The sequence below is a fragment of the Calditrichota bacterium genome, from assembly GCA_014359355.1.
Classification (GTDB): domain Bacteria; phylum Zhuqueibacterota; class Zhuqueibacteria; order JANLFK01; family Oleimicrobiaceae; genus Oleimicrobium.
In genome coordinates, this window is the sequence record JACIZP010000137.1 from 17,963 (window position 1) to 32,821 (window position 14,859).

Annotated in this window: 12 protein-coding genes and 1 riboswitch; all 12 genes read right to left on the bottom strand. The window is 60.4% G+C overall.

The genetic code is table 11. The annotated features are described in order from the left end of the window. Positions 1 to 2: 2 nt before the first annotated feature. The gene (locus H5U38_05710; protein ID MBC7186512.1) at positions 3 to 1,067 is read right to left on the bottom strand and encodes a glucose-1-phosphate thymidylyltransferase; all 1,065 of its coding nucleotides are present in this window, start codon (positions 1,065 to 1,067) and stop codon (positions 3 to 5) included. Between the two features lie 344 nt (positions 1,068 to 1,411). Then, on the bottom strand, positions 1,412 to 1,828 hold the full coding sequence (locus tag H5U38_05715) for a ribonuclease HI family protein (protein MBC7186513.1): 417 nt from the start codon (positions 1,826 to 1,828) through the stop codon (positions 1,412 to 1,414). Positions 1,829 to 1,980: 152 nt separating this feature from the next. Continuing rightward, positions 1,981 to 2,169 (bottom strand): hypothetical protein, encoded by a 189-nt coding sequence (locus H5U38_05720; GenBank protein ID MBC7186514.1) that lies wholly within the window; start codon positions 2,167 to 2,169, stop codon positions 1,981 to 1,983. 50 nt (positions 2,170 to 2,219) lie between these two features. Beyond that, a complete protein-coding gene (locus H5U38_05725; GenBank protein ID MBC7186515.1) occupies positions 2,220 to 2,768 on the bottom strand; it encodes a YIP1 family protein in 549 nt (182 codons plus the stop codon). Between the two features lie 44 nt (positions 2,769 to 2,812). Then, positions 2,813 to 6,235, bottom strand: a complete 3,423-nt coding sequence (locus H5U38_05730) for a DNA polymerase III subunit alpha (GenBank protein MBC7186516.1) — start codon at positions 6,233 to 6,235, stop codon at positions 2,813 to 2,815. A gap of 32 nt (positions 6,236 to 6,267) precedes the next feature. Beyond that, entirely contained in the window at positions 6,268 to 7,071 is an 804-nt protein-coding gene (locus H5U38_05735) for a tetratricopeptide repeat protein (protein ID MBC7186517.1), read from the bottom strand. A gap of 46 nt (positions 7,072 to 7,117) precedes the next feature. Continuing rightward, entirely contained in the window at positions 7,118 to 8,833 is a 1,716-nt protein-coding gene (gene recN / locus H5U38_05740) for a DNA repair protein RecN (protein MBC7186518.1), read from the bottom strand. A 19-nt stretch (positions 8,834 to 8,852) separates the two neighbouring features. After that, entirely contained in the window at positions 8,853 to 11,036 is a 2,184-nt protein-coding gene (locus tag H5U38_05745; protein MBC7186519.1) for a hypothetical protein, read from the bottom strand. A gap of 59 nt (positions 11,037 to 11,095) precedes the next feature. Then, positions 11,096 to 11,563: a 6,7-dimethyl-8-ribityllumazine synthase gene (locus H5U38_05750; GenBank protein ID MBC7186520.1), complete on the bottom strand. Its 468-nt coding sequence runs from the start codon at positions 11,561 to 11,563 to the stop codon at positions 11,096 to 11,098. Between the two features lie 43 nt (positions 11,564 to 11,606). Further along, complete coding sequence (locus H5U38_05755; protein MBC7186521.1) at positions 11,607 to 12,869, bottom strand: bifunctional 3,4-dihydroxy-2-butanone-4-phosphate synthase/GTP cyclohydrolase II; 1,263 nt, start codon at positions 12,867 to 12,869, stop codon at positions 11,607 to 11,609. A 21-nt stretch (positions 12,870 to 12,890) separates the two neighbouring features. Next, entirely contained in the window at positions 12,891 to 13,526 is a 636-nt protein-coding gene (locus tag H5U38_05760; GenBank protein ID MBC7186522.1) for a riboflavin synthase, read from the bottom strand. After that, the gene (gene ribD / locus H5U38_05765; GenBank protein MBC7186523.1) at positions 13,507 to 14,637 is read right to left on the bottom strand and encodes a bifunctional diaminohydroxyphosphoribosylaminopyrimidine deaminase/5-amino-6-(5-phosphoribosylamino)uracil reductase RibD; all 1,131 of its coding nucleotides are present in this window, start codon (positions 14,635 to 14,637) and stop codon (positions 13,507 to 13,509) included. Before ribD ends, H5U38_05760 begins: the two co-directional genes overlap by 20 nt. 108 nt (positions 14,638 to 14,745) lie before the next feature. Continuing rightward, positions 14,746 to 14,859, bottom strand: a riboswitch (FMN riboswitch). This riboswitch is flagged as partial in the annotation.

Consider the following 14,859-nt stretch of genomic DNA (forward strand, 5'->3'; position numbering starts at 1 on the left):
GTTTAGGCCACTTCTACGCGACTCTGGTCACCGATCATGAAACGGTGCGTCTTCGGGATGCCGTTGGCGCGCACCACCTCCGCATGGTAGCCCAGCAGACTGCTCTCGATGCGGATGCCAACGTCCAGAATGCGACAGTGCGACATCACAATGCTGAACTCCACCTCGCTGTTGCGGATAAAACAGTCGTCCTGGATGGAGGTGTAAGGGCCGATGTAGCTGTTTTCGATGACGGTGCGCTTGCCTATGATGGCCGGGCCGCGAATATGGCTGCCAATAATGCGCGCACCCTCCTCGATGGTCACCGCCCCGGCCACGTACGAGGCTTCATCAATGCTCCCATCGATGTGCGGCTGCAGATGCTCCAACACCAGCCGATTCGCCTCCAAGATGTCCTGCGGCTTGCCCGTGTCCTTCCACCAACCTGTGATTTCGGAGTAAGTGACCTTGTATCCCCTTTCGAGCAGATATTGGTGAGCATCGGATATCTCCAGCTCGCCTCTGGCGCTGGGCTGAATGTTGTTAACTGCCTCGAAGATGCAGCTGTCGTAGATGTAGATGCCGGCAACCGCGTATTGACTCTTGGGAACCTTGGGCTTTTCTTCGATGCGTACGATCCTACCGTCCTTGATCTCGGGAACGCCGAATCTCTCGGGATCCTTCACCTTGGCCAGGGTCAGGTGGCAATTGGATTTCTGGCGCTCAAATTCCTCAATGAAGCGCTTTATGCCGCCGACGACCATGTTGTCACCGAGATAGAAAACGAAGGGCTCCTCGCCAATAAAGTCTTGAGAAATCTTCACCACGTGCGCCAGGCCGAGAGGGGCCTCTTGGGGAATGTAAGTCACATTGATCCCCCAGCGGGAGCCGTCTCCCACGGCCTCGCGGACCTCCAGTCCCTCGGCGTTGGTCACGATACCCACCTCTTTAATACCCGCCTCCGCCACAAAATCCAATGCGTTGAACAGAATCGGCTTGTTAGCGATGGGCAACAGATGCTTGTTTTGCGTGTGCGTCAGAGGCCGCAACCGTGTCCCTTTGCCCCCGCTGGTGATGAGAGCTTTCATTCCCTTCTCCCTGCGACTGAATTCTACCAGCCTTGACTTTCTAATCGTGATGGAGCTTTCCTTCGCGGAGGGCCACCCACCCGCTGGGCCATCTCGCTCGGGGTGGCGTAGACCACGTGCACTGAAAGCTTGTCAGCACTGTGGCTGCCCGACCAGGGCTTACCCGCGAGAGCATGAAATGCAACGACGCGCGTGACTCCCTCCCCTCCTCGCTGTTCATGGAAGCAAAGGCCGATTCAGCCCAAAGAATGGCCTCGACCACGCATGCAGCCAGTTGCGTCCACCGCCACACGACGAGACCCTGGCGCTCAGGCCGCCACTTTGCGTCGACGCGCTTCTGGGACCTACGAGCCGCTTCTCTCACTTGCAAGGGCCGCGTCGATAGCGTTATTCGCCAGGACATCCGCCTTCTTGTTCGCCTCGCGAGGCACCTCCTCAATGGCAAATCGCTCAAACTGGGCCACAAGAGCGCTGACACGTTGGTGGAGAGGCACCAGGTTGCCATTCTTGACACGGAATTGGCCGTTGAGCTGCCTGGCCATCAGCGCGCTGTCGGTGCGCACTCGAACGGCGCGTGCGCCCATCTCCAAGGCCTTTTGCAACGCCAGTTCCAGTGCTTTGTACTCGGCAACGTTGTTCGTGCATTCGCCCAGGTAGGCACTGACCTGGGCAACCACCTTGCCAATGGCGTCCATGAGCACCGCCCCAGCTCCTGCCGGACCCGGGTTGCCGCGTGCTGCGCCGTCCACGTAGATGAGCAGTTCTTCGGTGTTTACCTGTCCGAGAAGCCCCTCGAGCTTGTCCAGCAGGGCGTGGATCCTTCCGCTATCCACTTCCAGGCGCTGCGCCAGTTCGTCCACTGGCAGAGTAGCCCGCAACGCTGCAAAGAGCTGGCGGTCGGTCAGACTGCGACTCACTCTTCACCCTTGCCTACTTCGGCCTTATTACGCACCATCAATGCGGCAACACACCGGATGAGAATCAGGCAAAAGATCGCAATCAGGACAATGTCGCGCTTGTCGAGAAGGAAGAGCACATAGAGCAAACCAAGGATCGAGGAGGCGAGGATCGGCAGAGCCTCCACCGTCTTTGCACCAGCCATTAAGCAGTCCTCCGGCATTAAGACACAGCTTGCCTCCGCGCCTCCCCGCATCAGAACAGGGCCATCATGGCCCTGGGTACTGCGTATGCCACAACGAAAAGCACATAGAGCACCACCATGCCACTCACGGAGAAGGTGAGCACCTGTTCATCTGGACAGCGCACCAGCATCGGGATACCCACGTAGAGCAAGTAGAGCGAGTACAAGGCCAGCAAGAAGGTGAGACCCGAGAGCCAAGGGATGACAAGGAAGACGCCACCCACAAACGCGGGGGTCAGAGAGAAGGCGACGAGTTTCAGAAAATCGATTCGTTCGCCTTGCACCTCAAATCGGCGGGCCATCGCCTCGATAGCCCTCGCGCCCAGCCGAGCCAGTGCCAGGCAAAGGACGAAGTAGACCGCCGTGCTCAGGAAGTGGACCCACACTCTTCCTCTGCTGAAAAAAAAGCGAAGATAGAAGGCCGCCGCCGGGACAATCGCCAGCACCGCCACATACTGACTGAGGATCTGGCTCGTCGTCAACTCCTCAGACTTGATTCGCTCCCATGTGCTACGCGGTTCGAGAAGAATGGCTTTGGCTCTGCCTATCACCCACTGCATGGCACGCTCCTATGCTCTCTGGCCATCCTGCTGCCACTCGCAATTCATGTGCTCACCCAAACGTTCTCTCTGCCGAGAATCTTGCGGAGGGTCTCCAGGAGTTCCACCTTAGGGCTCACACTCACCTTCCGTGCGCGCAATACCAGGCCATTGCCGTTCTGCGTGCGCAGGCCGATGAACACCGGGCAGTCGCCCTGATACCGCTCCAATACCGCGCTGACCTGCTCCGCCGTCGCCTCATTCAACGCACTGGGCGTCAGCCGCAGGCATAACCTGCGCCCAAAACGCTCCGCGACGTCCGCAAGAGGGATAATCTCATCACAGATGATCTTTGCCCCTTTCTCCAGGCGGTTGGAAACCCTGCCGACCACCATGATCATCGCGCCAACATGAATGAACTCCCTGAAACGCTCATAGGCACTGGAAAACATGAGGCACTCGCCGGTTCCAGTAAGATCCTCCATCGTGAAAAAGCCTGTCATACCACCCTTCTGATCAGGCCGAGCAGAGAATTGGGTCACCACCCCGCAGACCCGCACTTCGGTGTTGTCCTGCGCCTCCTCGAAGCCGTCGAGAGTGAAGGTGCCGAAGGTGGCTACTTCCTCTCTGTAACGGTTGAGAGGGTGCCCAGACACATAGAATCCAAGAACAGCTCTCTCCTTGCGAAGGGTTTCCTCTTCTGACCAAGGTTCCGCTTCTGGCAAGGAAGGCTTGAGGCTTTGCTCTCGGGCAAGTTCACCGAAAATGCTCGTCTGGCCGGCGGCCCGTTCCGCCTGTTGCCCCTGCCCAAAGGCCACGGCAGTATCGAGGGCGGCCAGCAGTTGGGCCCGGTGTCCGCCCAAGGAATCCATGGCACCCGCCTGGATGAGGCTTTCCAGGGCCTTCTTGTTGACCACCCGCACGTCCACCCGTTCGCAGAAGTCGAAGAGGTCGGTAAAAGGACCCCCTTGCCGGCGGGCGCGGACAATCTCTTCGATAGCACCCAGCCCCACGTTCTTCACCGCGCCCAGGCCGAAGCGAATCCCCTTCTCGGTGACGACGAACCGCGCCTGGCTCTCATTGACGTCGGGCGGCAGCACAGGGATGTTCATCCGCCGGCACTCGCCGATGAGCTTCACGACACGGTCGGTGTCGCCCATCTCGCTGGTGAGCGTGGCGGCCATGAATTCCGCTGGGTAGTGGGCCTTCAGGTAAGCGGTCTGGTAGGCAACCAGCGCATAGCCCGCGGCATGCGACTTGTTGAAACCATAGCCCGCAAAGCTGACCATCATGTCGAAAATGGAAGTAGCCGTCTGGACGTCTATGCCGCGTTCCTGGGCACCGGCGACGAACCGCTCACGCTGCCGCTCCATCTCTTCGGGGATTTTCTTGCCCATGGCCCGTCGCACCACATCGGCCTCTCCCAGCGAGAAGCCACCGATTTCGTGGCAGATCCGGATGACCTGCTCCTGGTAGATTGCCACGCCGTAGGTCTCTTTCAGGATGGGCTCCAGCAGCGGATGGAGATACTGGATGGGCCTCTGTCCGTGGCGCCGCGCGACAAAGTCCTCGATGGTATCCATCGGCCCGGGACGATACAAGGCGTTCATGGCAATGAGGTCTTCCAAGCGGGACGGCCGCAACCTCTTCAACCACTCGCGCATGCCGGTGCTCTCAAACTGAAAGACCCCGACGGTCCGGCCTTCTGACAGGAGCCGATAGGTCGCCTCATCGTCCAATGGAAGGTTGTCGATGTCGACGTGGACGCCCTTCTCGCGCAGGGCCTTCACCGTGTCGTCGATCACCGTCAAAGTGCGCAGACCCAGCAGGTCGATCTTGAGGAGGCCAATCTTCTCCAAGCTGTCCTTGTCGTATTGGGTGACGACCTCTTGGTCTTTGACACGGTAAAGCGGCACATAGTTGGTCAGCTCCTCCGGTGCAATCACCACCCCGGCCGCGTGCGTCGATGCATGGCGTGCCAGACCCTCCAGCACTAAGGAGTACTCGATGAGCTTCTGGTAGCGCTCGTCGGTGGCGACCAAATCGGCGAGCTCCTTGACAGAATTGAGGGCCTGCTGCAGGGTCATGTTGGGCGAGGCAGGAATAAGCTTGGCAATGCGGTCAACCTCGCTCAGGCTGATCTTCATCACCCGACCCACGTCGCGCACCACTGCCCGCGCCGCCATGGAGCCAAAGGTGATGATCTGGGCGACGTTTTTCTCCCCGTACTTCTTGCGCACGTAGGCGATAACCTCATCGCGTCGCTGGTCGCAGAAGTCAATGTCGATATCGGGAGGGCTCAGACGCTCGGGGTTCAAAAACCTCTCAAAGACCAGGTCGTACTTCAGCGGGTCGATGCGGGTGATGCCCAACACATACGACACGACGCTTCCAGCGGCAGATCCTCTACCCGGCCCAACAGGAATACCGATGCTCCGCGCATAGTCGATAAAGTCCTTGACAATGAGAAAGTAGCTGGCGTAGCCTGCCTCGCGGATGACCTTGAGTTCATGCCGCACCCGCTTTTCGAGCTCCGGCGAAGCAATTCCATAGCAGCGTCGCACCCCTTCCCACACTAGCTTTTCCAGGTACTCATCAAGCGTCGCCGCACGCTCCCCAGGCGGCAGGGCGAAGCGCGGCAGATGTTTGCTCTTCAAATCAAGGAGAACGTTGCACTTTTCCGCTATGGCTACGGTGTTCTCGATGGCCTCGGGGACCTCAGCAAAGAGCGCAGCCATCTCCTCGGCCGACTTGAAGTAGATCTGGTCTGTGGAGTAGCGGAGCCGATCCGGCGAGTCGCGGTCCGCACCAGTTTGCAGGCAAAGGAGGATGTCGTGGGCGGTATAGTGCTCGCGCTTGAGATAGTGAATGTCGTTGGTGGCCACCAGAGGGATGCCAAGCTCGCGGGAAAGCCGCACCAGTTGCTCGCGAACTGCTTGCTCTTCGTCCAGACCGTGGTCTTGGATTTCCAAGTAGAAGTGCTGGTCGAAGATCTCCTGGTACTCCAGAGCCGCACGGCGGGCCTCCTCCCACATTCCCTGGAGCAGCAACCGGCTCACTTCTCCCTGAATACATGCCGAAAGGGCAATCAGCCCTTCGTGATGGGCACGCAGCACCTGTTTGTCGACGCGGGGCTTCTGGTAGAACCCCTTCACGTAGCCGTGGGTCACCAACTTGAGCAGGTTCTTGTATCCCGCCAGGTTGCGCGCCAGAAGCACCAGGTGATAGTTCCCTTCGCCTGACCTCTGCGGCGTCCGGTCCTCGCTGCTACCCGGGCTCACGTAGGTCTCCACCCCCAAGATTGGGATGACACCGGCCTTCAGGGCCTGCTCGTAGAACTCGATGGCGCCGAACATATTGCCATGGTCGGTGAGGGCCAAGGCGCGCATCTTCATCTCGGCGCACGTCTTGACCAGACCAGGTATGGTGGCAGCACCATCCAGCAGGCTATAGTGCGAGTGGGTGTGGAGGTGGACAAACTCTGGCATGAGCCCGCGTCCTCTTCAGGACCTCACAAGAGCTACAAGCGGCGCAACAACGCCTCGGCCGCCGCGCGGTACTCGCTCGTCGGATGGTGAAGCAGAAAGCTATTGAGCTCCGCCCGCGCAGCGGCTCGCTCGCCCAGGGCAATGTACGACTTGCAGATCATCAAGTGCGCGTCGTCATACTTGTCAGTGGCGGCGAACGAGAACACTTTGAGGAAAGCGGCTATGGCCTCATCGTAGCGGCCCAAATCGTAGTAACACTGCCCAATCCAGTACTGGCAGTTGTCGGCCAAGGGGTGCCGCGGGTTAACAGCGATGAGCTTTTCGAACTCGGTAATGGCCCGCTGGAAGTTCTGCCGTTCCACCAAAGACAAAGCGGCCTGGTACTGCGCCTCAAAGCTTGAAGCTGCAACAGACACCGAGCGCGCAACGGTCGTCGCAGGCGCGGAGCGAGCCTCATTCACCTGCTGCTCTAACCTGGCCATCTCCTGGTCCGCAGAGGCGAGCACACGTCGCAGGCTGTCGAGCGTCGCCTGGCGGGCGCGCAGCTTGCTCTGCAAGGCCTCGTACCGCGCCTGGGTGCTCGCATAAAGGCTTTCGCTGAGCGAAGGCGCCGAGGTAGCCTCTTTTTGCGGCGCGCTCGTGGAGGCCTCCTGGGCTGCGGCGGCGCCTGTTTTCTCTTGCCCTTGCTTGGTTCCCTCCTCGCTTTCCAGCATGGAGAGAATCCGATCCCGGTAGGCTTCGTCGGTCTCCTCGGGCAAGGTGCTTTGCTGTCGTGCGGCACATCCTGCCAAGACCAGACTCAGCACAATTGTCAACCCCAGGTGCAAGCATCGCATTTTGTCGTCCCTCCCTGCTCGGCCCGGCGTCGCTCTGCCGGGGCTGTCACTGGCGCAAGTCGTTCGCCTGCGCCAGCAGCTCACGCGCCCCTGCCAAATGCGCCTCGGTGACGGTTTCACCGCCTAAAAGTTTGGCGATTTCGGCAGGACGCTCCTCATCAGTCAGTACGCGCACCACCGTGTGCGTGCGGTCGCCTTCCACCCTTTTTTCGACCACGTAGTGGCGGTCCCCCATGCTCGCGATCTGCGGCAGATGCGTGATGGAGATGACCTGATGGCTGCGCCCCAGGCCGTGGAGACTGCGCCCCACCACTTGGGCTATTCTGCCGGAGATACCGATGTCGATTTCGTCAAAGATGAGTACAGGCACGCGGTCAAGCCCGGCCAGAACCGACTTGAGCGCGAGCATGATGCGGGAGATCTCGCCCCCCGAGGCAACCTTGGCCAGAGGGCGGACAGGCTCCCCAGGATTTGTGGAAATGAAGAACTCGACGAGGTCCATTCCTCGCGGCGTGACCCGGTAGCGTTTCTCATCCGCAGTAACCAGACCCGTCGGGTCCTCTTCCCATCCTATTTGCACCACGAAAGTGGCGCTGTTCATCCCGAGTTTGGCAAGCTCGGCAACTACCTGCTGCTCCAACGCCGAGCCAGCCTGCCGACGCTTCGCGGAGAGCTCCACGCAGCGCCGCGCCAGCTCATCCTTCTCGGCTGCCAGGCGCCGCTCCATCTCGGCGATATGCTCCTCCTGGCTTTCCCCCAGGGCTAATTCCCGCTCGAGTAGTTCTTTGTATTCAAGCACCGCCTCCAACGTGCCACCGTACCGCTTTTTGAGTCCGCTCAGCCGCGCCAACCGCTCGCGAATCTCCTCCAAGCGGGACGGCGAGAAATCGATATGGCTCTGGTAGGCGCGCGCCGACTTGGCAATCTCCTCCACCGCGATCCTCGCCGATTCACACATCTCGGCAAGCTGGGCGAAAGACTCATCGATCTGGCGCAGCTCTGCCAACAGGGCCTCGCAGCGATGCAGGCGCTCGCTGGCGGCTCCTTCACCTTCGTAGAGTTGCTGGCTCACCTCCTCGGTGAGCGCAAAGAGCCGCTCGCGGTTGCGCGCCAGGCATTCCTCGCGCTCGAGGGCCTGGTCTTCTCCCCTCTCGGGATTGATGGCTTGAATCTCTCTGAGCTGGAACTCGTAGAGCGCGCGCTTCTCGGCGCGTTGCCGCGCCTCGTCTTTAAGCTCGGCCAGTCTCCTGGTCAGTTGCTGCACCAGCTCGTACTGCTGCTGCACCTCCGCCCGCTCCTTGTCGAGCTGACCAAAAGCATCGAGGTAGTAGAGATGCTCCCGGACGCGGAGCAAGGATTGGTGCTCATGCTGGCCGTGAAGGTCAACCAGCAGGTCGCCCAACTCTTCGAGGACCTTCAGAGGCACAGGTGTGTCGTTCACGAAGGCCCGGCTGCGTCCGGAAAGGTGCAGTTCTCTCCTTAGAATCAGCTCCTCCCCTCCATCACCCAAGAGGTTTTCGCGGAGAAGCGAGTCAACCTCAGGCAGGTCGGGCACCGAGAAGACCCCCTCGACGACCGCTTTCTCTGCCCCAGCGCGGATAACGTCGGCGTCGGCCTTCTCGCCGAGAATGGTGCTCAGTGCGTCGATGATGATGGACTTGCCCGCCCCGGTCTCGCCCGTGATCACGTTCAGCCCCGGGCCAAAGTCAACCGCCACCTCATCCAGCAGCGCATAGTTTCTGATGTAAAGTCGCCTGAGCATGGCTGCATGCGTGGAAGCGCTAATGTCGAATCACCGCGACTTTCCCAATGCGCGAAAGCCCCGACTCGGTATAGATGACGTAAAGGTAGACACCCGAGGCCACGTACTCCTGGCGGTCATTGCGGCCATCCCATTCCACCCAGGAACCAGGGATCTCCTGCTGCGAAAAGTATCTTACGAGCAATCCGTCCGGCGTGAGGATGCGCACCGACGAGTGGTCAGCCAGGTTGTGAATGTGAAAGCGCTCGTTTCCCTGACGAATAACAAAAGGGTTCGGATACGCCAGTACCTGCGAAAGGTCAGGCTTCGGTGGCGTGAATGGCGTTTCCAGCCGCGACAGACCGCTCTCAGTGCCGATGTAGACATAGCCGGTGTTGGCGTCGAAGGCAAAACACTGCACGTTGTCACCAACCAGAGGGCTATTGTCCGTGGAATAGTGCGTCCAGGTGTAGCTGTCCCAGGAGAGCACGCTCACGCCGGCTGAAGTGCCGACCCACTTGTTGTTGCGAAAGTCCACCGCGATGACGTTGATGTCATCACTGAGAAGGCCCCCTCTTCCTCCCACACTGCCTTGAAACCAGTAGTTGAGACCCTGGCTGGTCCCGATCCAGACAACTCCATCACTGTCCACAGCGATGGAACGGATCAAGTTGTTGAACAGGCCGTCCGCGGTGGTCAGCGTGCCACGAATCTGGTCGTCGCTCTTGTCAAAGGGCGTCCCCCCGTCATCCAGTACGACCACGCCTTCGTTCTGCATGCCAATCCATTTCCACCCTCGCTGGTCGATGGCCATACAGGTCACGGCAGTCTCGCGGATGCCGTCGCTTAAAGAAAAGTACTGCCATTCACCATTAGGACTGACCACGGCAAGGGGTTTGCGATTAGCAGCGTATTTGTTCAGAATCCACACGTTCCCTTGGCCGTCTACGACCAGCTTTTCGACAATCACGTTTGCAGGCGTGTCGCTGCCGGAAAGCCTGCCGCCTGTTGTGTCGATGTGCGTGAACCGGAACCAATCCCCCTCTTCTTCGATAATGGTCACGCCCCTCCCGGCAGTTCCGAACCACTTGCGGTTTTGGCCGTCGACCACCACTGCCCTGTGGCCGGCGATGGTGAGTCCGTCACTGGCCGTCAGGCTGACCCACTGCCCCTGCCGGAGGGCGGCCACACCGTCTGCCCCGGAAGCGCACCAGAGGTTGCCGGTCCTGTCAATGGCCATAGCGCTGAACACTTCCACCTCCGGCACATTGAGGCGCACTTTGCGCCAGGTCTGCTCTGCATAGGCAAAGCGATGGAGGCCCAGGGTCTCATTCCCCAACCAGAGCCCACCGCGCGCATCAATGAGCACGGCTGTTCGTCCCCAGGGCGCCCACGGTTTCTGCTGCACGCTGCCATCGCCCGCCACCAGGTAGACGCCCTTTGTGGTTCCCACCAGGACGGAGTCACCTGCCGCAGCAACATCAGTGACCTCAAAGCCAGAAAGTCCCACGACCTCCCACGCTGCCCCATTCCACCGCGCGAGGCCCGAACCGGTGCCCACATAGATTGCGCCCTTGTGGTACGCCAAGGCAGTGACCTTATCGGACGGCAAACCGTCGCTCATCCGGTAGTTGGTCCAAAACTGCGGGTCCATCAAGTTGGGGGAGCGAAGATCGGCGCGCGCCAGCCCCAGAGGAGTGGCCACCCAAATCTCGCTGCCGATGACCAACAGGGCGGTAGCGCTGGTGTACCAGTTTAGGGCGTTACCCAGCCTCTTGTAGTTTTCTTTGACTTCCCGCCTCTTCAGGTCGTAAAGGCTCACGCCAAAGTCCAGAGCCACGAATAGAGAGTCGCCCAGGGCCTGGAGATCGTTGATGATGTGCCCATTGTAGTCATTCACGACGGAGCGCACCCCACCCCCCGGCGAAACATAAGCCAGGCTCCCGGTACTTGTTCCTATCCACAGGCCACCGGAAGCCTCGAGAGTCAGGGCGGTGACTGTATTTGCGGGAAGTCCCTCCGTGTTAGTCAGCATAGTAGACTGGGATCCGGCCTCATCGATGCACACCAGGCCGCCAGCGGTTCCCGCGTAGATTGTCCTCCCGTCCGTGATGAGCGCGCGCACACTGTTTGCCGAGGTAAAACTCTTCCAATCCCCCACGCCGGCTTGCGCGCCGGAACACACCAGCACTATCACGAGGGCTATGTGGAGGGTCGCTCTCAATGCTTTTCGCCTACCAGGTGAGTGGTAAAAACACCCCGCCAGCAGGAGCTGGCCATGATTCACTGCAAGCGCGCGAACAGGTCCGCCATCTCGATGGCGCTGAGCGCCGCCTGCCACCCTTTGTTGCCCGCCTTCGTTCCCGCGCGCTCCAATGCTTGCTCAAGGTTGTCGGGCGTGAGCACTCCGTAGATGGTGGGCACCCCAGTGGCAAGACCAACCTGGGCAATGCCTTTGGTTACTTCTGCGGCGATGTACTCAAAATGCGGCGTCGCCCCCCGAATAACTGCTCCCAAGCAGATGACGGCGTCGTAGCGCTTGGAGGCTGCCAGCCGCTGCGCTGCCGCGGGAATCTCGAACGAACCGGGCACCCACACGATGTGGATCTTCTCCTCAGCAGCCCCGTGCCGACGCAAACAATCCAACGCCCCATCGAGAAGCTGTTTGGAGATCAACTCATTGAATCTGCTTACCACGATGGCAAATGAGCGGTCTTTTGCGCTCAGCAGTCCTTCCGTTACAGCAGGCATTGTACCTCCCGCGATGCCATCCTGCACAGCCTCTTGCGTGGTCTCACTTGCACAGTTTGCAAAGTGTGGCCTCTTCCATCTGTGAAGTCTCTTCCTTGCCGTCTTGCAGAATGAGGTGACCGAGCTTGTCACGCTTGGTCTCGAGGTAAGCAGCATTCACCGGATTTGGCGGCACCTCGATGGGAACGCGCTCCACCACCTCCAGGCCATGCCCAGTAAGGCCGATGATCTTGCGGGGATTGTTGGTCAAGAGGCGGATCTTCCTGACGCCCAGGTCGCGGAGGATCTGCGCCCCCACGCCATAGTCCCGCAAGTCAGCCTTGAAGCCCAGCTCCTCGTTTGCCTCGACTGTGTCGCGGCCCAACTCCTGCAAGCGGTAGGCCACCAGCTTGTTGGCAAGACCGATCCCCCTTCCCTCCTGGCGCATGTAGAGCAACACACCCCGCCCTTCTTTCTCAATGGCGCGCAGTGCCTTCTCCAACTGCTCTCCGCAGTCGCAGCGGAGGGAACCGAAAACGTCCCCGGTCAAACACTGCGAATGCACGCGCACGAGGACCGGCTCCTCGGTTGCCACGTCGCCCTTGACCACGGCCAGGTGGTGATGCTCGTCGATGGCGCTCTCGTAGAGGTGCAGCACGAAGTTGCCGTACTTGGTGGGAAAGGAGGTGGTGACAACCCGCTTCACCAAGATTTCCGTGCGGGACCGATACTCGATGAGGTCGCGCACGGTGATCATCTTGAGGCCAAAGCGTTTCGCGATCCTGCGCAAGCGCGGCACGCGTGCCATGGTCCCGTCGTCATCCATGATTTCGCAGAGCACCCCCGCCGGGTACAGGCCGGCAAGGCGCGCAAGGTCTACTGCAGCCTCGGTGTGACCGGCTCTGCTGAGAACTCCACCCGGCTGCGCCCGCAGGGGAAAGATGTGCCCGGGTCTTGCCAAGTCACGCGGTTTGGTAGCGGGGTCGATGAGTGCCTTCACCGTCTCCGCCCGGTCCTGCGCGGAGATCCCTGTCGTGGTGTTGCGTCGCGCATCCACCGACACGGTGAACATCGTTCCCAGCCGGGCGGTGTTGTCGGTGACCATCGGCTGCAAGTCCAGCTCGTCCAGGCGCTCACCTGTCATGGCCACGCAGATTAACCCCCGCCCATATTTGGCCAAGAAGTTGATCTTTTCCGGCGTGACCTTCTCGGCAGCCATGATAAAGTCGCCTTCGTTCTCCCGGTCCTCATCATCGACCACGATCACGATGTTGCCGCGCCGGTACTCCTCGATTGCACTTTCTACAGAATCAAAGACTGCAGCCATATTCCATGCACTCCACCGTGGCTAATAGCCCCATTCCCTCAACTTCTCCATACTCAGCGCATCGCGTCCGTCGCCGCTCAGCACACGCGCCACGTATTTGGCAAGCACATCGACTTCGAGGTTCACTGAGTCACCAACCCTCTTCTGCCGCAAAGTAGTCTTTGCAAGGGTGTGCGGCACCAGCCAGATTTCAACCGCGTCTTGCACAATGCGTGCCACCGTCAGGCTGACACCATCGACCGCCACCGACCCTTTCGGCACGACGAAGGGACGCAGCTCCTCGGGCAAGGCCACCCACAGCACACGCCCTTCGCCACGTTCACTGAGGCGCACAATCTTAGCGACACCGTCCACGTGTCCCTGGACCAAGTGGCCGCCCAATCTGTCTTCCGCGCGTCGGGCGCGTTCCAAATTGACCCGCCGCCCTGGGCTGAACGAACCGATGGTCGTGCGCGCCAGCGTTTCGGCCACCACGTCGACGCTGAAAGCCGCACCGAGGAGCGCGGTTACCGTGAGGCACACCCCGTCGACGGCGATGCTGTCGCCGACCTGGAGTCCGGGCAGCACCTCACGGCAGCTCACCGTCAATCCCATGCCTGAGGCGGTCCTCTTCACCGCGACTACCGTGCCAACCTCTTCAACCAATCCGGTGAACATTCTCGCTCCCGCGCCGAAGCAAGGGCCGCGCCGTCAGAAGAAACGTGGTGCCAATCTTCTGCAGCGAAACGTCGGCAAGCTCGATGGCCGCGTTGACATTGCTCACCCCCAAGTCACCAAAGGCATCGAGTCCCCTCCCGAGGAGCTTGGGCGCCACAAAGACCAACAAGCGGTCAGTTTGACCGGAGAGAAGAGCCTCGGTAAACACCTGCTGCCCCCCTTCGACGAGAACGGAGGCAATTTGCAGCTCGCCAAGCTTTTGCCAAAGCTTCAGAAAAGGGATATGGCCATCTTCGCCAGTCTCAAGGCCGACCACCTTGGCGCCTCGTTCCTCGATGCGCCGCACCTTCTCGGGCGACGCTGACGTGCTGGTTACCACAATGGTCTTGGTCGCATAGTCATCGGTGAGGAGACGAGCATCAAGAGGAATGCCCAACTGGTCGTCAACTACTACCCGCTTGGGAATAGGCCCTGTCTTGTCCAAAGGGGTTAGTGCAGGATCATCGGTGCGCACCGTGCCTGCTCCCACCAGCACTGCGTCGTACTGCGCACGCAACCTCCTCACGAAAGCACGTGCCTGCTCGCAAGAGATCCATTTAGAATGGCCGGTGGGTGTGGCGATCTTACCGTCAAGGCTCTGGGCGATCTTCAGCGCGACGAAAGGGAGACCTGTGGTGATGTACTTGACGTAGAACTCGTTGAGGCGTCTGCACTCCTCTTCTCGCACCCCCACGGTCACGGAGATGCCGCGCCTCTGCAGTGCCTCGATCCCCTTGCCGTTCACTAAGGGGTTAGGGTCACGCATCCCCACCACCACGCGCGCCACTCCCGCCTCCACGATTGCATCGACGCACGGGGGTGTCTTGCCATAGTGGGCACAAGGCTCAAGGGTCACGTAGAGGGTGGCGCCGTTGGCAGCGTCTCCCGCCTCGCTCAAGGCTACCACTTCGGCGTGCGGCCCCCCAAACCGCGCATGGTAACCGCGCCCAATGGTTCTGCCCCCTCTTACGACCACCGCTCCAACCAAGGGGTTGGGGCTGACAAAGCCAAGTCCCTTGCGCGCCAGCCGCAGCGCGGTGGCCATAAATGACTCGTCGCTCCCGGCAGTCATGATTTCCCTATGCGCTCATTACAAACAAGCCCCAGATGAGGTAGTCCGGGGCCCGTAGATGTCCAGGCAATAGGCCTGCGCAGCGCTCAACCGCGCTCCAGCTCTTGTCAGGGTCTTCTCCCGTCCGGGCTGTTACCGTCGGCGCCGGAATTGCACCGGCTCTGTCCCTCTCTCGGGACTCGCGGGCTTTCACCGCCGGCAAGGAATTCCACCTGGCCCCGA

Coding starts and splice junctions, on each gene's coding strand:
- H5U38_05710 (MBC7186512.1), bottom strand. CDS start 1,067: ATGAAAGCTCTCATCACCAGCGGGGGCAAAGGGACACGGTTGCGGCCT.
- H5U38_05720 (MBC7186514.1), bottom strand. CDS start 2,169: ATGGCTGGTGCAAAGACGGTGGAGGCTCTGCCGATCCTCGCCTCCTCG.
- H5U38_05725 (MBC7186515.1), bottom strand. CDS start 2,768: ATGCAGTGGGTGATAGGCAGAGCCAAAGCCATTCTTCTCGAACCGCGT.
- H5U38_05730 (MBC7186516.1), bottom strand. CDS start 6,235: ATGCCAGAGTTTGTCCACCTCCACACCCACTCGCACTATAGCCTGCTG.
- H5U38_05735 (MBC7186517.1), bottom strand. CDS start 7,071: ATGCGATGCTTGCACCTGGGGTTGACAATTGTGCTGAGTCTGGTCTTG.
- recN (MBC7186518.1), bottom strand. CDS start 8,833: ATGCTCAGGCGACTTTACATCAGAAACTATGCGCTGCTGGATGAGGTG.
- H5U38_05750 (MBC7186520.1), bottom strand. CDS start 11,563: ATGCCTGCTGTAACGGAAGGACTGCTGAGCGCAAAAGACCGCTCATTT.
- H5U38_05755 (MBC7186521.1), bottom strand. CDS start 12,869: ATGGCTGCAGTCTTTGATTCTGTAGAAAGTGCAATCGAGGAGTACCGG.
- H5U38_05760 (MBC7186522.1), bottom strand. CDS start 13,526: ATGTTCACCGGATTGGTTGAAGAGGTTGGCACGGTAGTCGCGGTGAAG.
- ribD (MBC7186523.1), bottom strand. CDS start 14,637: ATGACTGCCGGGAGCGACGAGTCATTTATGGCCACCGCGCTGCGGCTG.